Raw genomic sequence first — 20,201 nt, forward strand, 5'->3', positions numbered from 1 at the left:
CCGGGACCCGCCCGCCCCTTCAGTGCACCAGCCCCCGCAGCCGCTCCGGCGACAGGGCGTCCTCGGTGCGGAGGCACCAGGCGGTGTGGTCGTCCGCGACGGCGACCCGCGGGACCGGGTCCGCGCACGCGTCGAGCGCCATGGGGCAGCGGGTGCGGAAGACGCAGCCGGACGGAGGGTCGAGGGGGCTGGGCGGGTCGCCGCCGAGGAGGATCCGTTCGCGGTCTCTCTCCGCGGCCGGGTCCGCATCCGGCACGGCGGACATCAGTGCCTGGGTGTACGGGTGCGCGGGGCGCGCGTACAACTCGTCCGTGTCCCCGCTCTCCATGAGGCGGCCGAGGTACATCACGACCACGCGGTGGCTCACGTGCTCGACGGCGGCCAGGTCGTGGGAGATGAAGAGGTAGGTCAGCCCGAGTTCGTCCTGCAACTGCCGTAGCAGGTTGAGGATCTGCGCCTGGACCGAGACGTCGAGGGAGGCGGTGGACTCGTCCAGGACGATCAGGTCGGGGTCGGCCGCCAACGCCCGTGCGACGCTGACGCGTTGACGCTGGCCGCCGGAGAGTTCGTGCGGATACCGCGCGGCGGTCTCCTTCACCAGCCCTACGAGGTCGAGCAGTTCGGCGACTCTGCGGTTCCGTTCGGCGCGGCCGGAGTGCGTCCGGTGCACGTCCATCGGCTCTCGTACGGTCGCGCCGGCGGTGCGCCGCGGGTCGAGCGAGGCGTACGGGTCCTGGAAGACCATCGCGATCCGCCGCCGCAGCTCGCGCGCCCGTGCGCCGCGGGCGGCCAGTACGTCCTGGCCGTCGAGCCGGACCGTCCCCGAGGTGGGCGTGACGAGGCGGGTCAGCACATTGCCGACGGTCGACTTGCCGGATCCGGACTCGCCGACGAGGCCCAGCGTCCGGCCGCGGTCGATGGCGAAGGAGACGTCCTCGACGGCGTGCACCCAGGAGAGCCGGCGTCCCTCCCGGGGGCCGGGGAACCGCACGCGCAGGTTGCGAACGTCCAACAGTGGTACGGACGGTGTGTCACGGGCCGTGCCCGGGTCTGGTTCGCTGCTCACCGGTCGTCCTCCGGGCAGAACGTGCGGGCGTAGTGGCGGGTGCCGACCTCCAGCAGCTCCGGGACCTCGGTCTCGCACCGCGGATCCCCCTGGACGGGGCAGCGGTCGAAGAAGACGCAGCCGGGCGGCAGTTGACGGGGGTCGGGGGGCGTGCCGGGGATCGCGGTGAGCTGGGCGCGTCGTGCGCCGAGGAGGGGACGTGCCCCCAACAGGCCGCGCGTATAAGGGTGTAGGGGCGATCCGTGCAGGGTCTCGGCCGGTGCCTGCTCGACCACCTGTCCCCCGTACATGACCACGACGTCGTCGGCGAGGCCGCCCACCACGGCGAGGTCGTGGCTGATCCACACCACGGCCATGCCCGTGCGTTCCTGCCGTTCGCGTACGAGGTCGAGGATCTGCGCCTGTGTCGTGACGTCGAGCGCCGTCGTCGGTTCGTCCGCCACGAGGACGTCCGGGCCGCAGGACAGGGCGATGGCGATCATCACCCGCTGGCGCATGCCGCCGGACAACTGGTGCGGATAGGCGTCCAGTCGGCGGTCGGGGTCGGGGATGCCGACCGTGGCGAGGAGTTCGCGGGCGCGGTCGCGGGCGGCACGGCGGGTGGCGCCGAGGTGTTCCTCGATGCCCTCGGTGATCTGCCGTTCGACGGTGAGCAGCGGGTTGAGGGAGGTCATCGGGTCCTGGAAGACGAAGGCGAGCTTCCGCCCCCGTACGCCTTCGAGTTCGCGCGCGGAGAGCGTCAGCAGATCGCGGCCGCCGAGGAGCGCGCTGCCGGTGACGGCCGCCGGCGAGGGCAGAAGTCCCGCCGCGGCGAGCACCGTCATCGACTTGCCCGAGCCGGACTCGCCCACGACGCCCAGCGTCCGCCCCGCTTCGACCGACCACGACACCCCGCGTACGACGTGGGCCGCGCGCTTGCCCCGGCCGAGTACGACCGAGAGGTCGCGCACGGCGAATCCGGATGCGTTCATCGGCCGCTCCTGGACTCGATGGCGGAACGCTGGCGCGGGTCGAGGACGTCCCTCAGACCGTCGCCGACGAGGTTGAAGGCGAGCACCGTGACGAAGATCGCGAGCCCGGGGAAGACGCTCATCCACCAGGCGTCCGTGAAGCCCTTGCCGTCGAACAGCATCCGTCCCCAGGAGGGTTGGGGCGGCTGCACGCCGAGCCCGAGGAAGGACAGCGCCGCCTCGGAGAGGATCGCGAACGCCAGGCTGAGGGAGGTCTGGACGATGACCGGCGCCGAGACGTTGGGCAGGACGTGGGTGCGGATGATGCGCAGCGGGCCCGCGCCGATGCCGACGGCGGCCTTCACATACGGCTCCTCGCGCAGGGCCAGCGCGCTCGCGCGCGTGACGCGGGCGAAGACCGGTACGTACACGACGCCGATCGCGACCGTCGCGGTGGTCACCCCGGGGCCCAGCACGGCGACGATCGCGATGGCCAGCAGCATGATCGGGAAAGCGAAGACCACGTCGACGAGGCGCATGACGACGGCGTCGGCCCAGCCCCCGAAGTAGCCGGCGACGAGGCCGAGGACCACCCCGACGACCAGGGCGATGCCCACGCTGATCAGGCTGACCTCCAGCGAGACCCGGGCGGCCAGCACGACCCTGCTGAGCACGTCGCGTCCCAGGTCGTCGGTGCCGAACCAGTGGGCCGCGCTGGGCGGTTGGAGGGCGACGGTGACGTCGACGGCGTTCGGGCCGTACGGGGCGAGGCGCCGTCCCAGGAAGGCCAGGACGACGAGCAGGACGACGACGCCGAGCCCGGCCGCCGAGACGGGGCGGCGCAGCAGATGGCTCCACGCGGAGACGGGACGTGCGCTCATCGGATCGATATCCTCGGGTCGATTCGCGCGTACAGCAGGTCCACGACCATGCTGACGAGCAGGAACAGCGCCGCGACCAGCAGCACCGCCCCCTGCACCACGGGATAGTCGCGTGCCGAGACGGCGTCGAACGTCAGCCGTCCCAACCCGGGCCAGGCGAAGACCACTTCGATGACGATGACGCCGCCCATCAGGATCGCCGCCTGTACGCCGATGACGGTGACGACGGGGACCATCGCGTTCCGTACGACGTGCCGGGCGGTGACGACGCGGCGGCGCAGCCCCTTGGCGCGGGCGGCTCGCGCGTGTTCGGAGCCGAGCGACTCCAGGACGGCGCTGCGGACGAAGCGGGTGATGATCGCCCCGGAGACCAGGCCCACCGCCGTCGCGGGCATGATCACGCGGGAGAGCCAGCCGAGCGGGTCCTCGGTCAGCGGTATGTAGCCGGAGGGCGGCAGCCATCCCAGCGTGCTGGAGAACAGCAGGATGAACAGGATGCCCAGCCAGAAGTCCGGTACGGAGACGCCGAATTGGCTCACGACGCGCACGATCGTGTCGCTGACCCTGCCCTGGTGCGTCGCGGCGTAGACGCCGAGGGGAAGCGCGATCCCCACCGCGATGACCATGGCGGCGAACGCCAGCGACAGCGTCGCGGGAAGGCGTTCGAGCAGGACGAGCGTGACGGGTTCCCCGGTGCGGAAGCTGACGCCGAGGTCGCCGGTGGCGGCGCTGCCCACGTAGTGGACGTACTGGCTGAGCAGCGGGCGGTCGAGCCCCGAGGCCGTACGCAGCGCGTGGTAGGACTCCGGTGTGTACTGCGTGCCCAGCGCCACCCGTACGGGGTCGCCCGGCACGAGATGCATCAGGGCGAAGACGACGACCGTCACTCCCAGCAGGACGACCACGGCGTGCCCGGCGCGGGCCAGAGTGAAGCGCAGCATCAGTCGGCCGGCCTCACGTCACGGAAGCGGATGGCGCCGTCGCTGCGGACCTTGTACCCCTTCAACTGCGGTGCCCAGACCTGCACGACGTCGGGGTTGTAGAGGTAGACGTAGCTGGCGTCGTCGGCGATCTGCCTCGCCGCCGCCGCGTAACGGGCCTTGCGGGCCTTCGTGTCGGACTCCTTCTGGCCCTCCTCCAGCAGCCGGTCCACCTCGGGGTTCGCATACTTCTGGAAGTTGAAGTTCCCCTTGGAGTGGTGCTGGGCGTAGTAGAAGTCCTCGGCGTCCAGACTGCCGAGCCAGCCGAGCATCAGCATGTCGTACTGGCCCTTGCCCTGCTTGTCGAGCCAGGTGGCGAAGTCGACTTCGCGGGGCTTGACGGTGATCCCGATCTTCTCCAACTGGGAGGCGATCACCTGGCCCGCGGTGATGGTCTCCGGATACTCCTTGGTCACCAGCATGTCGATCGTCAAGTGGTGCACGCCCGCGGACTTGAGCAACTTGGCGGCGCGGCGCGGGTTGTGGGAGTAGGGCGAGTACGCGGTGTACCAGGGGTTGGTCTTCGGTATGGCCAGTTGGTTCACCGCGGCGTTGCCGTACTGCGTGACCTTGACGATGGCCTTGCGGTCGATCCCGTACGCGATGGCCCTCCGGACGCGGGGATCGTCGAAGGGGCGGCGGTCCTCGTTGGCGGCCAGATACCAGTAGTCGTTGCCCACCGCGGAGTCCAGCTTGAGGTCCGGGTTCTGTGCGACCCGCTCGACCTGCTGCGGCGGGATGTTGTCCGTCCAACTGATCTCGCCGGCCTCCAGGTCCGCGAGGGCCGTGGTGGGCTCGGGTATGAAGCGGAAGGTCAGCGTCGGGATCTTCGGAGCGCCGCCCCACCAGCGCGAGTTGGCCTTGAGGCGGATCGACTCGCCGGGGTTGTAGTCGTCGAAGGAGAAGGGTCCGGTGCCGACCGGGTGCGTCTTGATCTTCCCGCTCTCGACGTTCTTCTTGTTGACGATGGCGAGCCCCTTGTTGCCGCCGATCCTGGAGAGCAGGTTGTAGACGGGCTTGTCCAGCGTGAGGACGACGGTCGAGTCGTCCGGTGCGGAGATGTCCTGTACGCCGTCGAACCGCCAGGCGTTGCCGAGCTTCTTGTCGATGATGCGCCGGTAGGAGTACACGACGTCGTCGGCCCCGAACGCCGAACCGTCGTGCCACCTCACGCCCTTGCGGAGGGTGAAGGTCCAGGTGAGCCGGTCCTTGCTGACCTTCCAGCTCTTGGCCAGCGCGGGCCGCATCCTGAGGTTCTCGTCCGGCTCGACGAGGGTGTCGAAGGTGTTCTCCAGCACCTGGAAGGAGAAGTACGCCGACGTACGGTGCGGGTCGAGCTGGTCGGGCTCGCCGGCGATGGCGGCCACGACGCCGGAGCCGTCCTTGCTCAGACCGCGGTCCACGCCCGTACCGGGCGAGCACGCACCGAGCAGCGCCAACACGAGTGCGGCGCCTGCCCATCGGCTCAGCCGTCCCACTCCTGCCCCCCGTCGTCGACCGGTCGCCAGCACCCTGAATCATCATTATGATGAAGATGCATCATTATCGCGAAGTACGGCGGGCACGTTACGAACCCCGGCCGGCCAGGTCAAGACAGCCGCCCACATCCGTTACCCGGAGTCGACTCAGGCCGGCGGCCCGGCAGTTCAGACCGGCAGTTCAGAAAGGAAGACGCGTGACCTACTCCCTGGTGGTACGGGACGACGACGGAACCTTCGGTGTCATCACCGCATCGAAGTCCCTCGCCGTGGGCGCCTCCGTACCCGCCGCGGCCGCGGACGCGGGCGCCCTCGTCACACAGGCCCACACCAACACCGCGTTCGCCGAGGGCGGCATCGCACATCTGCGGGCCGGGCTCAGCGCGGCCGAGACGGTCGAGCGGCTGATCTCCTCCGACCCGGGACGCTCGCTGCGCCAACTCGCGGTCCTGGACGGCAAAGGCGACGCCGCCGCGTGGACCGGGCCCGACTGCACCGAGACCGCGGGGCATCTCCTCGGCCCCGGATACGCGGCCGCCGGGAACTGCCTCGACGGGACACACGTCCTCACCGCCCTGCGGGACACCTTCCTCGCCTCCGCCGGCACACTGCCGCAGCGCCTGATCGCGGCCCTCGCCGACGGCGAGAAGGCCGGCGGGGACCACCGCGGCAGGCAGAGCGCCGCGCTGCGCATCGCCGGCCCGGCCGACAACGGCACGCTCCACAACGCCTCCCGGATCGATTTGCGCGTCGACGACCACGACGATCCCGTCGGCGAACTGCGCCGCCTCCTCGCCCTGCACGACGCGCTCACCACCACGCCCGCGCCCACGCCGCCGCATCACAGCGGCTGAAGACACCGCCGCACAGCGGACGTCCGTCAGAACGCCAGCGGGGTGACCGCCCCGAGCACCACCGTCGTCTCCGAGCCCGGATTGGACCACCAGTGCGCCACCGTGCAGTCGTAGGTGACGGTGTCGCCCCGCTCCAGGTCGACGACCTCCTGGCCGATGCACACCCGGAGCCGCCCCGACAGCACGACGACGCACTCCTGGCCCAGATGGCGATAGGAGCGTCCCTCGTTGCTGAACCCGGGAGGCACCTCGCTCCGGATCACCTGGAGCCGCCCGCCCGACGGGGTCAGCAACTCGCGCATCACCTGGGAGTCGCGATCGTCGTCACTCGACGCGGGCAGCCGGGGCCCGTGGCCCGCGCGGACGACGAAGTGCTCGGGTTCGGGCGCCCCTTGAAGAAGCTGCACCAGCGGGATGCTCAGCGCGGACGCGAGACGCTGCAACGTCTGCAACGAGGGGTTGCCCTGGCCCCGCTCCAACTGGCTCAGCGCGCCCGTGCTCACGCCCGCGCGCGAGGCGAGCGCCTCGACGGTCATGCCCAGCACGCGCCGCGTCGCGCGGACGGTCGTCCCGATGGTGGCGAGTTCGCCGTCACGGTCCGCGGCGGAAGCGGCCTCGGACTCCGCGGACTCCCCTGCTGAACCGTCGGGTTCCCCGGCGGGTTTCCTCGGCATCGCTCACCCCTCGGTGCACCGCTCCGGTCGGACGGGTCGGACGCGCTCTGGGCGCCCGAGGATTCTATGCGTCCGCGGCGGTACGCCCGGAGCGACTGCCGTGTACGCGGAGCGACTGCCGTGTACGGGGACGTGCTCGGCGATGACGCAGGTGTGCTGGGCGAGGTCCTCGCGGGTTCGCCGGTGCCGGTCCGGCCGTGCCGTCGCACGACCGGACCGGACCTCGGCAGCGGACCGCGTCACCCCCAGGGCTTGAACTCGCCGTTGAACCACTGCCCGTTGGCGTTGTCGGCGTAGTCGTCGACGTCGAACGAGTAGTTGCCGTGCGCGCTGGGCTGGCCGGCGTAGCCGATCCAGCCGGAGGGCGCACTGCTGTCACAGATCACGTCGTCGGTGCACACCGATGTGGTGGGGATGGTGCCGAAGTTCTGGTCCGAACCGGCCGTGGGCGTGCCCACGACTCCCGCGTACCACTGGCCGGAGAGGCCGTCCGTGCCGGTGCCGGGGCCGCCCTGGCGCTTCGGGTCGGCGATGAGCACGGAGTTGACGTTGTCGATGGTTCCGGCGTTCTCGGCCGTCCAGGTGTGCACGACGGCCGCGCCCTGCGAGTAGCCGACGACCTTGATGTGCTGGCCCGGGTTGGCCGCACGGTGCTCCCGGATCATGCGGTTCAGCTCGTCCACGCCCTCGCGGGTGCTCGCTCCGGTCAGCGCCGCCGAGTACTTGACGACCGCGTCGACGCCTTCGGCGTTGGCGTTGGTGAAGACCGTCCCTTCCGTGTCGCCGAAGCCGCCCACGACGATCGTCCAGGTNCGCTGCCGGGGCACCGGCGGACGCCTGCTGCGGTGCCGGCTTCGGCTCCGGCGGCGGGGGTGGCGGCGGCCGGAAGGTGCTGGAACCGTGCTGGTCCGAGACCGTACGGGACCCGTCGGCATTGTCCCGGGCGACGATCTGGGTGTNGGTTCCGGCGTTCTCGGCCGTCCAGGTGTGCACGACGGCCGCGCCCTGCGAGTAGCCGACGACCTTGATGTGCTGGCCCGGGTTGGCCGCACGGTGCTCCCGGATCATGCGGTTCAGCTCGTCCACGCCCTCGCGGGTGCTCGCTCCGGTCAGCGCCGCCGAGTACTTGACGACCGCGTCGACGCCTTCGGCGTTGGCGTTGGTGAAGACCGTCCCTTCCGTGTCGCCGAAGCCGCCCACGACGATCGTCCAGGTGTCGCCGCTGCTCACCGGGGCCTCCTGCCCCGGAGCCTGCGGCGGCGGAGCGGGCGCCTGTTCCGGCGCGGACGACGGAGGCGGCGTGGAGGTCAGGAGCTTGGCCACCTTGTGCCGGAAGGTGCTGGAACCGTGCTGGTCCGAGACCGTACGGGACCCGTCGGCATTGTCCCGGGCGACGATCTGGGTGTTGCTGTTCCGCGCTGCACCGTGTGACGACGTGACCGTGGTCGTCCCGTTGCCGTCGTGCCGTGCCGTGGTCTGCTGGGCGCTGATGCTCGAACCGGGGTTCGGCGTCTCGGACTTGGACGCCCTGTCGGCCGCGGGCACCCGGGTCTGCGGGGTCGCCTTGTTCCCCGGGCCCNACGCTCGACCGCGCCGGGCTGTGCGACGACTCGACCTTGAGCTGCCCGTCGCGGTCGTGCCGTGCCGTGGTCTGCTGGGCGCTGACGCTCGAACCGGGGTCCGGCGTCTCGGACTTGGACGCCCTGTTGGCCGCGGGAACCCGGGTCTGCGGGGTCGCCTTGTTCCCCGGGCCCGTGAGCCCCTGAGCCGTACCGGAAGCCGAACTCACCCCGGTCCCGGGGCCGTTGGCGTCGGAGCCGGCGGTGTTTCCGCCGACGTTCCCCGGCGTCGCCTTNTCGTACCGGAACCCGAACTCACCCCGGTCCCGGGGCCGTTGGCGCCGGAGTTGGCGCCGGCACCGGCGTTGGCGGTGTTTCCGCCGACGTTCCCCGGCGTCGCCTTGGTGCTCGACCGGACGCTCCCCTGAGCGTTCGTGCTCGAACCCGGCCCGGAGACGGGACTCGCGACCGCCGGCACGGTGGCCACGACGCTCGCCACCACGGCACCCGCGATGACGAAGCCGCCGCGCTTCACCGCGGTTCTCTCCGCACTACGGTCCGTCGCCCCCGAGGGACGACGGTGACGTCCTGTCATGGCTCTTCCTTTCCTCGACCGGCACACGCGGCGCCGGACAGTGGATGTGGATGCATTGCACGCGCGGATTCCGATGGACCATGCGCTGCCGACGCCGGCACCTCCGCGGTGCGTGAACGGCGCCAGGCCGAGTCCGTGCTCGGGCGTCCCCCTCGTTCTTCACAGGCGGCGTCGGCGCATCGGCCGCTCGCCGTCAGTCGCCCTGCCCGATGGGGGCCGACCCTGGATATCCGGGAGTGGCGCCTTCTCGAATCGCCTTGCCCAGCGGTTCGTTGAGGGCGGGATCCGTCGCGATCTCGGCGGCCTTCAGCGGAAGGCCCACCTGACGCGGTGTGTTGGGAGGCAGCGCGCCGTTGACCTCCTTGAGGGCGTTGTGCAGGTTCTCCAGGGTGTGATCCGCGTCCTCGTCCGTGGGCGCGGGAGCCGGAGCGGGTGCGGGTGCCGGAGCGGCGGCGGGCGGCGCGGGGGCCGGGGCCGGCGGNCGTGCTGGACCGGACGCTCCCCTGAGCGCTCGTACTCGAACTCGGCCCCGAAGCCGGATTCGCAGCCGCCGGCAGGGTGGCCACCACGCTCGCCACCACGGCACCCGCGATGACAACGCCACTGCGCTTCACCGCAGTTCGGCCCGTACCACGATCCGTCGCCCCTGACGGACGACGATGACGTCCTGTCATTCGCCTTTCCCTTCCTCGACCGGCGCACCCGGCGCCGGATAACGGATACGACCCCCACCCGCGGAACCCACGCCACGCACCGCCGCCACCGGCACGAGCCCGGCGCGTGCCCCATCGGCTCAGCCGTCTCACGCCTCTCCCCCGTCGGTCGACCGGTCGCCGGCGCCTTCCCGACATCATCATTATGATGAAGATGCATCATTATTACGAAGGCTCGGCGGCACGTTACGAACCCCGGCCGGTCAGGTCAAGACGGTCGCCCACATCCGTTGCCCGACACCGACTCCCGCCGGAAGCACGGCAGTTGAGCACGGAGCGCGGACCTGCTCCGTCGCTGCCGCGGCCCTCTCCGCACCCCTCGCAGCCGCGGTCGCACGCACCCGCCCCGCACCAGCGGACACCGCTATTGCTCATGGGATCCATTTTCATATAGCGTCATGATGCCGCTCGCCCATCACGGAGGTGTCCCATGGCCGTTCCCAAGCGGAAGATGTCCCGCAGCAACACCCGCCACCGTCGCGCCCAGTGGAAGGCCGCCGCGCCGCACCTCGTACCGGTCACCGTCGACGGGGTGACGTATCAGGTGCCGCGGCGGCTGGCGCGCGCGTACGAGCGCGGACTGATCCGTCCCCAGGACTGAACTCCCGTGGCAGACACCGCACATGACCGGCTGCCCGTCACCGTGCTCTCCGGCTTCCTCGGTGCCGGGAAGACCACGCTGCTCAACCATGTGCTCGGCAATCGCGAAGGGCTGCGCGTCGCGGTCATCGTCAACGACATGAGCGAGGTCAACATCGACGCCGCGCTCGTACGCGGCGGGGAGGCCGCGCTCTCGCGTACCGAGGAGCGTCTGGTCGAGATGACGAACGGCTGCATCTGCTGCACGCTGCGCGACGATCTTCTCGACGAGGTCGGCCGGCTGGCCGGCGAGGGGCGCTTCGACCATCTTCTGATCGAGTCAAGCGGAATCTCCGAACCGATGCCCGTGGCGGCCACGTTCGCCTTTCCCCGCGACGACGGAGCGGTGCTCGGCGACGTCGCCCGGCTGGACACCATGGTCACGGTCGTCGACGCCGCGAACCTGCTGCCGGAGCTGACGGGCGGCGACGGCCTCGCCGAGCGCGGACTCGACCAGTACGAGAACGACGAACGCACCGTCAGCGACCTGCTGATGGACCAGATCGAGTTCGCCGACGTGCTCGTGCTCAACAAGCTCGACCTCGTGGACGAGGACAGCGCGGCGCGCCTCCGCGCGGCCCTGGTCCGGCTCAACCCGGCCGCCCGTATCGTGCCCGCCACCCATGGCCGGGTGCCTCTCCACCAGGTGCTCGGCACGGGGCTGTTCGACATGGAGCGCGCGCAGCAGGCCCCCGGCTGGGTCATGGAACTCAACGGCGACCATGTCCCCGAGACCGAGGAGTACGGGATCTCCTCGACCGTCTTCCGTTCCCAAGTGCCCTTCCACCCGGGCAGGTTGTGGAGGTTCGTGACCGAGGAACTCGACGGGGGCTCCTTCGGGGAGGTCCTGCGGTCGAAGGGCTTCTTCCATCTGGCCAGCCGCCCCCGGGTGCGGGGGCTGTGGTCGCAGGCCGGGGCCGTCGCACGGTTCGAACCGTCCGGCGCCGTCACCCCGGGCGCACCCGCGGGGCAGGAACTGGTCTTCATCGGAACGGAGTTGCGCGCCGAAGCCCTGCAAAAGGCTCTGGCCGACTGCCTCATGACGAGCGGCGAGGGCGTCCCGCCCGTCGATCCCTTCCCGGAGTGGGACACATACGGCATCGACGACCACTGCGAACACGACCACCCGGAGCAGGCCGGTGCCGTACACGTGCACGTACACGGCTGAAGTCGCCTTCCGCGCAAGGGCGTTGGGCCGGATGTGCGTGTGCCGGGGCGGTCTTCCACGAAGGAGCATCCGATGACGAAGCACGGTGTGCGACCGGGAACGGTCCAGGAGACGCTGCTCATCCCCCTCTACGGACGGGCCGTGGAGAACGGCAAGGAGCAGGCCGCTCTGCGGGATCCGCGGGCCGGGGAGATCGTCGCCGCGATCGACTACGACTTCTCGCGCTTCGACGGTCTGCCGAGCCTCACCGGCGCGGTGCTGCGCACCGCCCTGTTCGACCGGTGGGTGACGGACTTCCTCGCCGCTCACCCCTCGGGCACGGTGGTGGAACTCGGCGCCGGCCTCAACACCCGTCATGAGCGCGTCGATTGGGCACAGGCACGCTGGTTCGACCTCGACCTGCCCGATGTGACCGAGCTGCGGCGGACGTTCTTCATCGACACCGCACGGCGGACGACGATCGCGGCGTCCGTGACGGACCCGTCCTGGCCCGCCACGGTGGAAGCGGACGCCGGCGGCCCGTACTTCTTCTCCGCCGAGGCCGTGCTGCCGTTCCTGGAGGAGACGGACGTACGCCGCGTCCTCGGCATGCTCGCGGAGCGCTTCCCCGGCTCGCTCCTCGCCCTGGACACCGCCGGTCCCGGGATCGTCGGCGCCCAGGACGACCATGACGCGCTGAGCAAGGTCGAGGCCCGTATGCGGTGGTCCTGCGCGGACCCCGCCGAACTCGCCACCTGGCTGCCGGGGACGGAGGTGCTCGCCGCGCACACCCTCAGCGGTCTGCCGGGCCGGATGTACGAGCAACTGCCCGCCGCCTACCGGGAGATGCTCGACGGGCTCGCCGAACAGCGCCTCCCCCAGGTCGAGGAGTACCGGCTCTGCCTCGTCCGGCTGCCGTAGCCGGGGAGCGGCCCGGTCCAGGCCCGGCCAAGGCTCGGCCCGTTCCGTTCTACTGGGGTGCGCTGTCCATATAGGGGTTCGGCGGGTCGGAGACCGGTTCCAGTTGCGTCGGCCGAAGGGTGGGCCGGGAGGTCTGCCCGTCCCCGGCGGGCGGCTGCCAGGTGCCCGTGACCGTCACCCAACTGTCGGCGGGCGGTGCCGGCATCCCCGCCATGCGGACCTTCAGCGACTGGGAGTCGGCGGCGCAGCAGGAGATGACGATGCGGGTCAACTCCCAGGGGGCGCCCGGTCGTCCGGGGGTGACGAACCCCGTCATCCGTACGGTGCGGTCCTTGAGCGTCCGGCCCCGGTCCCGGTCCGCGCGCATCAGGAACTCGGTGAGCGTGAGGGGAGCCGGACGCGAGGCCGGCAGGGGCGAGAAGAGCGGTGCGTCGTCCTTCTTCTTCGCCCGCTGCGGTGGCTTGTCCGACGCAGCGGGGGTCTCGCTCTCCCGGGCAGCGGTGAACGAGCCGAGCGCCGGGGGCAGATGGAGCAGCAAGGCCAGCGCGGGCAGGAAGAGCAGATAGCTGACACGCGGTGGGTGGGAGTGCCCATGGGAGTGCCCGTGTGCATGCCCATGGGAATCCCCGGAGGCGTGCCCGTCGGAGTCCTCCGCGCTCTGCGGGGACGCCGCGCCGGGACGCTCCTTCTCCCTGCCGCCGAAGGGAAAGCCGTCCTGGTACGCCGCCACCAGCCCCAGCGCCAGGAGGACGGCTCCGGACGCGATCAGCAGGGGCTGGAGCCCCGCCTTCACATACCGCAGATAGAAGTCCGTGACCAGGGAGATGTGCAGCAGTCCCGCCCCGAGGAGCAGAAGCAGAAGGACCTGCGCGTTGCGTCTCACAGCAGCCACCATCCGATGAGAGCGCTGGACAGAAGGGCCATGACGAGTGTCGCCGCGGAGAAGCGGAGGGCGAAGGCGCGGCCGAAGGTTCCCGCCTGGAGCGCGATCAGCTTCAGATCCACCATCGGTCCCACGACCATGAAGGCGAGACGGGCCGTCGGGGAGAAACCCGTCAGGGACGCCGCGACGAAGGCGTCCGCCTCGGAGCAGATGGACAGCACGATCGCCAGCAGCGCCAGAAAGAGCACGGACATCCACGGCGAGGCGGAGAAGGTGTCCAGCACGCTGCGGGGAACGAGCACGTTGAAGGTGGCGGCGGCCAGCGCGCCCACGACGAGAAAGCCGCCGGCGTGCAGCAGGTCGTGCTGAAAGCTCTGCCGGAACTCCTCCCATCTGCTCCTCCCCGCGTGGTGTCCGCTCGTACGGGACGGCAGCCGCAGCCACTCCTCCCGGCCGAACCGGAGCCACAGCCAGCCCATTCCGACGGAGGCGCCGAGCGAGGCGAGGAGCCGCGCCCACATCATCTCCGGGCGCCCGGGGAACGCGACGGCGGTGGCGGCGAGCACGATCGGGTTGACCGCCGGCGCGGCCAGCAGAAAGGTCAGGGCCGCGGCCGAGGTGACACCGCGCCGGATGAGGCTTCCGGCGACCGGCACCGAGGCGCACTCGCAGCCGGGCAGCACCACTCCGGCCGCACCGGCGACGGGCACGGCCAGCGCGGGCCTCGCCGGCAGCGCCTTCGCCAACGCCTGGGCGGGGACGAAGGCGTTGATCGCCCCCGCGAGCATCGTGCCGAACAGCAGAAACGGAAGAGCCTGTACCACGATGGCGACGCTCACGGTCTGCCAGGCGCCGAACCCGGGGTGCGTCAGCGCGTCCGTCCAGCCCGCGAGGCCGCCCGCCACGACGATGACCGCCGCCGACAGCGCCGCGGCGCCCAGCAGCAGCGCGTTCCTGGGTCTGGGCAGGAGCCCGGTCCAGGTCAGGGACCCGAGCCGGGGCCATCGGCCCGCCCCCTCCCGCGTACCGGGGCGCGGAGACGGAAGGCGGCTCTCCGCCGCGTCACCGTCCGGGACGCCTCCTTCCGGGGAGCCGTCGACCGTCTCGGATGCTCTGCGCAAGACCACTCCAAAGGGACCGCCGTGAGAGAGCCTGACGCTGCAAGATAACGAGGACGGGCTCTCCGATTCCGCATACACACCGCACAGTTCATGCGGCGGTCACGGGCGCGGGCGGTGCGGGGCGGGAGGCGGCCCCCCTCTTACGTCGTGGTCGGTCCCCTTACATGGTGTTACGTCGTGGCCGGTCCCGGCGACAGATCGCGGTAGTCGCGCTGGTGGTAGAGGAGCGGGTGGCGGCCCTCCGGTGCGCCCTCGCCCGCCACATAGCGTCCGACGAGCGTCGTGTGGTCGCCCGTCGCGACCTCCTGGGCCGTGACGCACTCCGCCCAGGCGAGCACGCCCCGCTCCAGCAGCGGCAGGCCCGAGGGGGTGCGGCGCCAGTCGAGGCCGGCGAACTTGTCCCACGACTTGGAGGCGAAGCGCACGCACGCCGCCCTGCCCGCGCCCGCCGCCATCACATGCACCACGAAGCGGCGACGGGCCAGCAGATGGGGCAGTGTGCGGCTCTGGTTGCCCACACAGACCAGAAGCATCGGCGGGGAGGCGGAGACGCTGCACAGCGCCGAGGTGGTCAGCCCCGCGGGACGGCCCTCCTCGTCGGTCGTGGTGACGATCCCCACGCCGGTGGGGAAGGCCGCCATGACCTCGAACAGGCCCTCGCGCAGGGCCTGTTCGTCGCCGGCGTCGGGCAGCGCCTCCACCCGGAGCGCCCCTTCCTCGGTGCCGGAGGTCACGTGCGGTCCGGGAAGTGCGGAAGCACCTGCTCGCCGAACGTACGGATGGACTCCATGACGATCTCGTGCGGCACGGTGCCCATCTGCATCACGAGGATCAACTCGTCGACGCCCGCCTCCTCGAAGCGTTCGATCTGCCGGCGGCAGATCTCGGGGCTTCCGATCACACCGGTCAACGGGGCGTCCGGCGCGAGCCGTTCGTCCATGGCGCGCTTCAGGTCCTCCTCGGCGAGCGGTCCCGCGTCCGCGTGCAGGGGCCCCGTCGGGCGCTGCTCGCCGCCGTAGTACTTCATCTGCGACTGCCAGAAGTAGGCGGCGCCGCGGAAGCCGTACTCGCACGCCCTGCGGTCGTCCTCCAGGACCGTGCTCATCGGGGTGCACGCGTAGTGGTCGGTCACCGCCGCGCCCACGGGATCGGCCGAGGCGACCGCCTCGCGGTAGCGCCGTACGCGGTCGGTCAGCTTCTTCTGCGTGCCGGCGGAGAAGTTCAGTGCGCCCAGGCCGAGTTCGCCCGCCTGCACCGAGCTGGACGGGGTGCTGCACGCGGCGAACATCGGCGGATGCGGGCTCTGCACCGGCTTGGGGACGACCTGGGTCGGCGGGATGTCGAAGAAGTCGCCCTTCCACTCCACGACGTCCTCGGACCAGATGCGCGGTATCAGCCGCTGGGCTTCGAGCCACTGGTCGGCGAGGGCGGGGATGTCGGTCTCGAAGGCGTGCTGCTCGGTGCGCGTCCCGCTCTTGCCCGAGCCCCAGTTGACGCGCCCGTTCGAGAGGATGTCCAGGGTCGCCACGCGCTCCGCGATGCGGATCGGATGGTTGTAGCGGTGCGCCGTGAGGGTCACGCCGTGGCCGACCCGTACGTTCTCGGTGCGCGCCGCGACGAAGGAGAGGAAGACCTCGGGGGCCGAGCTGTGCGCGTACTCCCGCAGCCCGTGGTGCTCCACCGCCCACACCGCGTGGTAGCCCAACCGGTCGGCGAGCACGGCCTGTTCGACCGAGTCGTGGAATATCTGCCGCTCGCTCTCCCGGGTGGGGTCGGCGAGCTGCATTTCGAAGAACAGGGAGAATTTCACGGCACGGAACTCCAAGCTGTGGTCAAGTGCGGTGGTCGGTCGATGCGTTCGGGAGTCGCCGCGTGCGCGGTCGCGGCGCGTCCTCAGCCGCCCACGCCGGCCCAGGGTTCGGGGATGCGGGAGGCCAGCCGGGGCTTGCGGTCCGCCCAGCAGCGGATCGACAGGGCGAGCGCCGCCGCGGGGTCCTTGACCTGCTGGGTGGGCTCCAGCGGCTCGTCGAGACTGGTGTAGCTCTCGAACATGCCCAGCAACTGGACCACTTCGAGCTGCACCGGTGACAGATGCTCCCTGGCCATCGGCAGGAAGAACCGGTGCCAGCGCTCCGTCGGAATGAAGGGCGGCTGCCCGATCGGGGAGATGCCGCGCTCGGCCCGCCACTCGTTCAGCGTGCCGCACACCACGTCCAGCAGTTCGCCCAGCCGCAGGCACTTCGGGCCGCCCGCGATCACCTCGGTACGGGGCGCGGAGGGCGCCTCCCCCAGCACGGCCCCGACCGTCACGTCCGCCACCTGGTCCACCGGTGCCAGCTCCGCGCACCCGCGCGTATCGCCGACGAGCGCGGCGGCCAGGCCGGAGGCGAGCGCCTGCACCAGCGTGTACGGGCCGGTGAACCGGCCGATCTCGCCGTCCGTCGTACGGCCGATGATCAGCGGCGGGCGCACCACCGTCAGCGGACCCTCGTGGCGCTCGCGCACGAGCGTCTCGCACTCCGCCTTGGACCACTCGTAGCCGTTGCGGTGGCGGCCGAACGCGGAGGGCACGGCGTGCAGTTCGGGGTCCGCGCCGTCCGCGTACGCGGTGGAGAGATGGACGAGGTGCGTGTTCTCGCCCAGCAGCCCGAGGACCGCCTCGGTGGGCTTCACGTTGGCCTCGACGGCCTCGTCGCGGCCCATGCTCCAGCGGGTGGAGGCGGCCGTGTGCACCACCGCGTCCCAGGGGCCGCGCAGTTCGGGCGGCGGCGGAGCGTGGCCCATGTTCCAGGCCACCTCGTCGGGGGCCGACGGCCTCCTGGCGACCTTGGTCACCTCGACGTCCTCGTCCGACGAGACGAGGCTGCGCACCACTTCCTGCCCCACCACACCGGTGGATCCGGTGATCAAGACCCGCATCTGGTCACTCCTCGGGATCGTGCGTTGCGGCCGTCACGGTGCGATCACCAGGGTGGCGTTGTGCCCGCCGAAGCCGAACGAGTTGGACAGGGCGGGCAGCTTGCCGATCTTCCTCGGGGTGCCCGCGACGATGTCCAGCTTCGCCGTGTCCTCGTCGGCGCGGCCGAAGTTGGCCACCGGCGGGACGAGCCCGGACGCGGCGCTGAGCGCGGTGACCGCGGCCTCCATCGCCCCCGCGGCGCCGAGCCCGTGACCCAGCACGCCCTTGGAGGCGGTGACGGGCGGCCCGGAGTCGCCGAAGACGTTCGTGATCGCCCGTGCCTCGGCACGGTCGTTGTGCACGGTGGACGTGCCGTGCGCGTTGATGTGGCCGACGTCCTCGGGTGCGAGGCCGGCGTCGTCCAGCGCCAGCCGGATGCAGTCGGCCGCGCTGCGGCCGTCCTCCCGCGGGGCCACGATGTGGAAGGCGTCGGAGTTGGAGCCGTAGCCCAGGACCTCGCCGAGCACGGTGGCGCCGCGCGCCTGGGCGTGCTCCCACTCCTCCAGTACGAGGAACGCCGCGCCCTCGGCCATGACGAAGCCGTCCCTCTCGACGTCGAACGGACGGCACGCGGCGGCCGGTTCGTCGTTGCGCTGGGACAGGGCGCGCATGCGCGCGAACCCGGAGACCACCATCGGGGAGACCGACGCCTCCACTCCGCCGGCGACGACGACGTCGAGTTCGCCGTGGCGGATCTTCTGCACCGCCTCACCGATCGCGTTGGTGCCGCTGGCGCAGGCGGTGGCGTAGGTGAGGGCCGAACCCCGGGCGCCCAGCCGCAGACTGAGCCGCGCGGCGGCGCCGCTGGCCATGGTGCGGGGCACGCTGAAGGCGGGCATCTGGCCGGGATCGCTGCCGTACTCCCCCGTCAGCTCCTCCGTCGCGGTGAGCCCGCCGGCACCGGCGCCGACGGCGACGCCGATCCGCTCCGGCGCCGCGACCGTCTCCAGCGGCACGTCGCCGACGGCGTCGAGCGCGGCGGCCATGGCCAGCACGGCGGAGCGCTCCATCTGCCGGGACTCGCGCAGCGAGAGATAGCGCGAGGTGTCGAAGTCGGGCACGCGGCAGGCGAACGTCACCGCCAGGTCCCGTTCGACGAACTCCTCGACCGGCGCCGCGGACGAACGGCCCTCCAGCAGCGCGTCCATGACCTCCTTGGTCTCGGTGCCCGCCGCGGTCTTCATGCCGACGCCGCAGATGGCCACCCGCCTCCGGGGGCGGTTCACGCCTGCTCCTGGAGCAGGTCGATCGTGTCCCCCACGCTGCGTACGTGCATGAAGTCCTCGACCTGGAAGCGGTATCCGAGGACCTTCTCCAACCGCGTCCCGATCTCCATCAGTTCGAGGCTGTCGATGTCGTACTTCTCCCGCAGGTCGGTGCCCTCCTCGATCTCCTCCTCGTCGACGCCGACGACGAGGGCGACCTGGGTCCTGACTGCTCCCGCCAGTTCAGCTCGGTTCATTGCCACTCCCTTTTCGGATTTCCTGAGCATCGTGGTGAAGACCGGGGGCCGCCTCGTCCAGGTCGAGGGTGGCGGGCAGGCCGAGGGCGCGCCGCGCCAGGTACTGCCGGGTCGCCACGGGGGTCGGGGGATGGAAGCGGATCGCCTGCGCGTCCCGCCACAGCCGCTCCAGCGGTGCCGACCGCGCGTACGAGGCGCCGCCGACGGCCTCGGCCAGCGCGCCGACCACCTCCGGAACGACGCGTACGGCCTGCTGTTTGACGCCGAGCGCCGCCCCGACGAGATGTTCGGGCGTGGCCCCCGCCTCCATGCGCCGCGCCACGTCGGCGCAGGCGGCTTCGAGGGTGAGGAGTTCGGCGACCCGGTCGCCGATGGCGGCCTGGTAGCTGGGCAGCCGGGCGCGGGTGGTGCCGAGATGGGCGATGCGCATGCGGCCCATCAGCTCGCTCGCGTGGTGCAGTGCGGACTGGGCGACGCCGAGATAGCAGGCCGTGGCGGTGAGCGCGAACCAGATGGTGCCGGCGGCGAAGACGTCGTCGTCCTCGGTGCCGGCCGCCGCCTGGTAGAACACCAGCTCCTCGGGGATGAAGCACTCGTCGAGCACGAGGGTGTTGGACGCCGAGCCGCGCATGCCCAGGGTGTCCCAGTCGGTGCGTACGGACAGGCCGGGCGCGTTCGTGGGCAGCAGCGCGACCAGTACGGAGGGGCCGCCGCCGTCCTGCCCGTCGCTCCCCCCGGTCCCGTCGGTCTCACCGGTCTCCTCGGTCTGCGTCTGGAGACAGACGAGGTCGGCCTCCGCGGCGAGCGAGCAGGGCCGCTTGGTGCCCGAGACCTGCCAGCCGCCCTTGACCGGACGGGCCCGCAGCGTCGAACGCGTGGTGGAGCCGCCGAGGTTGGGCTCGGCGAACGCCGAGGCCAGCAGCCGGTTCTGGGTGGCGATGGCCTCCATCAGCAGCCAGGAGGTGTCGGTGCGGCGCTGCCAGTGCTCGACCATGAGCCCCACGGAGAACAGATGCATGTTCACCGCGACCGCGAGCCCCGGGTCGGCGGCGCCGAGGGCGCGCTGCATGGCGCAGCACTCGACGAGGCCGGCGCCGCCGCCGAGGAACTTCTCCGGGACGGGGCGGCCGGGCCAGTTCAACTCCCGCAGCAGCCGCAGGCTTTCCACGGGTGCCGTGCCCTCCCTGTCGGAGCGCACGGCGTGCCCGGCGATCTCGGCCAGCGCCTCCTGCGGCAGTGCGTCGTCGACCTCGGGCCACAGGCCGTCGAAGACGTCGTCGAGGGTCATGCGGCTCTACCTTCTTCCTGGGTCTGCCCCA

At 71.3% G+C, this 20,201-nt stretch carries 21 protein-coding genes and 1 pseudogene; 5 read left to right on the forward strand and 17 right to left on the reverse strand.

Going from position 1 to position 20,201, the window contains the following annotated elements:
• Nucleotides 1-19 precede the first annotated feature (19 nt).
• From AN218_RS05000 to AN218_RS05020, 5 genes are read right to left on the reverse strand one after another with little or no spacing between them, the layout of a single operon-like run.
• On the reverse strand, nucleotides 20-1,066 hold the full coding sequence (locus AN218_RS05000) for an ABC transporter ATP-binding protein (RefSeq protein ID WP_079131825.1): 1,047 nt from the start codon (nucleotides 1,064-1,066) through the stop codon (nucleotides 20-22).
• Complete coding sequence (locus AN218_RS05005; protein WP_070015399.1) at nucleotides 1,063-2,037, reverse strand: ABC transporter ATP-binding protein; 975 nt, start codon at nucleotides 2,035-2,037, stop codon at nucleotides 1,063-1,065. Before AN218_RS05005 ends, AN218_RS05000 begins: the two co-directional genes overlap by 4 nt.
• Nucleotides 2,034-2,897: an ABC transporter permease gene (locus AN218_RS05010; RefSeq protein ID WP_070015400.1), complete on the reverse strand. Its 864-nt coding sequence runs from the start codon at nucleotides 2,895-2,897 to the stop codon at nucleotides 2,034-2,036. Before AN218_RS05010 ends, AN218_RS05005 begins: the two co-directional genes overlap by 4 nt.
• The gene (locus AN218_RS05015; protein ID WP_070015401.1) at nucleotides 2,894-3,838 is read right to left on the reverse strand and encodes an ABC transporter permease; all 945 of its coding nucleotides are present in this window, start codon (nucleotides 3,836-3,838) and stop codon (nucleotides 2,894-2,896) included. Before AN218_RS05015 ends, AN218_RS05010 begins: the two co-directional genes overlap by 4 nt.
• Complete coding sequence (locus tag AN218_RS05020; RefSeq protein WP_216311717.1) at nucleotides 3,838-5,319, reverse strand: ABC transporter substrate-binding protein; 1,482 nt, start codon at nucleotides 5,317-5,319, stop codon at nucleotides 3,838-3,840. The genes AN218_RS05015 and AN218_RS05020 overlap by 1 nt, the downstream gene beginning before the upstream one ends.
• Before the next feature lie 233 nt (nucleotides 5,320-5,552).
• Between AN218_RS05020 and AN218_RS05025 the strand changes: the two genes are divergently transcribed.
• The gene (locus AN218_RS05025) at nucleotides 5,553-6,209 is read left to right on the forward strand and encodes a DUF1028 domain-containing protein (RefSeq protein WP_070015402.1); all 657 of its coding nucleotides are present in this window, start codon (nucleotides 5,553-5,555) and stop codon (nucleotides 6,207-6,209) included.
• A 26-nt stretch (nucleotides 6,210-6,235) separates the two neighbouring features.
• Here AN218_RS05025 and AN218_RS05030 read toward each other — a convergent pair whose 3' ends face one another.
• The 3 genes and pseudogenes from AN218_RS05030 to AN218_RS38875 all read right to left on the reverse strand — a co-directional run.
• Nucleotides 6,236-6,883, reverse strand: a complete 648-nt coding sequence (locus AN218_RS05030) for a helix-turn-helix domain-containing protein (RefSeq protein WP_079131827.1) — start codon at nucleotides 6,881-6,883, stop codon at nucleotides 6,236-6,238.
• A 239-nt stretch (nucleotides 6,884-7,122) separates the two neighbouring features.
• Nucleotides 7,123-7,818, reverse strand: coding sequence for a cutinase family protein (locus tag AN218_RS05035; RefSeq protein WP_079131828.1), 696 nt, complete (start codon nucleotides 7,816-7,818; stop codon nucleotides 7,123-7,125).
• 49 nt (nucleotides 7,819-7,867) lie between these two features.
• Nucleotides 7,868-8,428, reverse strand: a pseudogene (locus AN218_RS38875) (cutinase family protein); the annotation flags it as partial.
• A gap of 448 nt (nucleotides 8,429-8,876) precedes the next feature.
• On the opposite strand from AN218_RS38875, the gene AN218_RS36415 reads away from it, so the two are divergent.
• Entirely contained in the window at nucleotides 8,877-9,026 is a 150-nt protein-coding gene (locus AN218_RS36415) for a hypothetical protein (protein ID WP_171908605.1), read from the forward strand.
• Between the two features lie 204 nt (nucleotides 9,027-9,230).
• On the opposite strand, the gene AN218_RS38695 is transcribed toward AN218_RS36415, so the two are convergent.
• Complete coding sequence (locus AN218_RS38695; RefSeq protein WP_275936954.1) at nucleotides 9,231-9,359, reverse strand: hypothetical protein; 129 nt, start codon at nucleotides 9,357-9,359, stop codon at nucleotides 9,231-9,233.
• 821 nt (nucleotides 9,360-10,180) lie between these two features.
• On the opposite strand from AN218_RS38695, the gene rpmF reads away from it, so the two are divergent.
• The 3 genes from rpmF to AN218_RS05050 all read left to right on the forward strand — a co-directional run bounded on the left by rpmF (nucleotide 10,181) and on the right by AN218_RS05050 (nucleotide 12,457).
• Nucleotides 10,181-10,351, forward strand: coding sequence for a 50S ribosomal protein L32 (rpmF, locus tag AN218_RS05040; RefSeq protein ID WP_070015403.1), 171 nt, complete (start codon nucleotides 10,181-10,183; stop codon nucleotides 10,349-10,351).
• 6 nt (nucleotides 10,352-10,357) lie between these two features.
• Nucleotides 10,358-11,557 (forward strand): GTP-binding protein, encoded by a 1,200-nt coding sequence (locus AN218_RS05045; RefSeq protein ID WP_070015404.1) that lies wholly within the window; start codon nucleotides 10,358-10,360, stop codon nucleotides 11,555-11,557.
• A gap of 72 nt (nucleotides 11,558-11,629) precedes the next feature.
• Nucleotides 11,630-12,457, forward strand: coding sequence for a class I SAM-dependent methyltransferase (locus AN218_RS05050; RefSeq protein WP_070015405.1), 828 nt, complete (start codon nucleotides 11,630-11,632; stop codon nucleotides 12,455-12,457).
• 49 nt (nucleotides 12,458-12,506) lie between these two features.
• Here AN218_RS05050 and AN218_RS05055 read toward each other — a convergent pair whose 3' ends face one another.
• From AN218_RS05055 to AN218_RS05090, 8 genes are all read right to left on the reverse strand, one after another.
• A complete protein-coding gene (locus AN218_RS05055) occupies nucleotides 12,507-13,340 on the reverse strand; it encodes a TIGR03943 family putative permease subunit (RefSeq protein WP_070015406.1) in 834 nt (277 codons plus the stop codon).
• Nucleotides 13,337-14,461, reverse strand: coding sequence for a permease (locus AN218_RS05060; protein ID WP_079131833.1), 1,125 nt, complete (start codon nucleotides 14,459-14,461; stop codon nucleotides 13,337-13,339). The genes AN218_RS05055 and AN218_RS05060 overlap by 4 nt, the downstream gene beginning before the upstream one ends.
• Before the next feature lie 170 nt (nucleotides 14,462-14,631).
• Nucleotides 14,632-15,195 (reverse strand): flavin reductase family protein, encoded by a 564-nt coding sequence (locus AN218_RS05065; RefSeq protein ID WP_244900273.1) that lies wholly within the window; start codon nucleotides 15,193-15,195, stop codon nucleotides 14,632-14,634.
• Nucleotides 15,192-16,271 (reverse strand): LLM class flavin-dependent oxidoreductase, encoded by a 1,080-nt coding sequence (locus tag AN218_RS05070; RefSeq protein ID WP_070015415.1) that lies wholly within the window; start codon nucleotides 16,269-16,271, stop codon nucleotides 15,192-15,194. Before AN218_RS05070 ends, AN218_RS05065 begins: the two co-directional genes overlap by 4 nt.
• 83 nt (nucleotides 16,272-16,354) lie before the next feature.
• Nucleotides 16,355-17,380, reverse strand: a complete 1,026-nt coding sequence (locus AN218_RS05075; RefSeq protein WP_070015407.1) for an SDR family oxidoreductase — start codon at nucleotides 17,378-17,380, stop codon at nucleotides 16,355-16,357.
• 33 nt (nucleotides 17,381-17,413) lie between these two features.
• Nucleotides 17,414-18,646 carry a beta-ketoacyl-[acyl-carrier-protein] synthase family protein gene (locus AN218_RS05080; protein WP_244900275.1) on the reverse strand — a complete coding sequence of 411 codons (1,233 nt, stop codon included), beginning with the start codon at nucleotides 18,644-18,646 and terminating at the stop codon, nucleotides 17,414-17,416.
• Entirely contained in the window at nucleotides 18,643-18,882 is a 240-nt protein-coding gene (locus AN218_RS05085; RefSeq protein ID WP_070015408.1) for an acyl carrier protein, read from the reverse strand. The genes AN218_RS05080 and AN218_RS05085 overlap by 4 nt, the downstream gene beginning before the upstream one ends.
• Nucleotides 18,869-20,170, reverse strand: coding sequence for an acyl-CoA dehydrogenase family protein (locus AN218_RS05090; RefSeq protein ID WP_070015409.1), 1,302 nt, complete (start codon nucleotides 20,168-20,170; stop codon nucleotides 18,869-18,871). Before AN218_RS05090 ends, AN218_RS05085 begins: the two co-directional genes overlap by 14 nt.
• Nucleotides 20,171-20,201: the final 31 nt, after the last annotated feature.

The organism is Streptomyces nanshensis, from assembly GCF_001751255.1.
GTDB classification, from domain to species: domain Bacteria; phylum Actinomycetota; class Actinomycetes; order Streptomycetales; family Streptomycetaceae; genus Streptomyces; species Streptomyces nanshensis_A.

Coding starts and splice junctions, on each gene's coding strand:
- AN218_RS05030 (WP_079131827.1), bottom strand. CDS start 6,883: ATGCCGAGGAAACCCGCCGGGGAACCCGACGGTTCAGCAGGGGAGTCC.
- AN218_RS05075 (WP_070015407.1), bottom strand. CDS start 17,380: ATGCGGGTCTTGATCACCGGATCCACCGGTGTGGTGGGGCAGGAAGTG.
- AN218_RS05090 (WP_070015409.1), bottom strand. CDS start 20,170: ATGACCCTCGACGACGTCTTCGACGGCCTGTGGCCCGAGGTCGACGAC.
- rpmF (WP_070015403.1), top strand. CDS start 10,181: ATGGCCGTTCCCAAGCGGAAGATGTCCCGCAGCAACACCCGCCACCGT.
- AN218_RS05010 (WP_070015400.1), bottom strand. CDS start 2,897: ATGAGCGCACGTCCCGTCTCCGCGTGGAGCCATCTGCTGCGCCGCCCC.
- AN218_RS05005 (WP_070015399.1), bottom strand. CDS start 2,037: ATGAACGCATCCGGATTCGCCGTGCGCGACCTCTCGGTCGTACTCGGC.
- AN218_RS05015 (WP_070015401.1), bottom strand. CDS start 3,838: ATGCTGCGCTTCACTCTGGCCCGCGCCGGGCACGCCGTGGTCGTCCTG.
- AN218_RS05085 (WP_070015408.1), bottom strand. CDS start 18,882: ATGAACCGAGCTGAACTGGCGGGAGCAGTCAGGACCCAGGTCGCCCTC.
- AN218_RS05050 (WP_070015405.1), top strand. CDS start 11,630: ATGACGAAGCACGGTGTGCGACCGGGAACGGTCCAGGAGACGCTGCTC.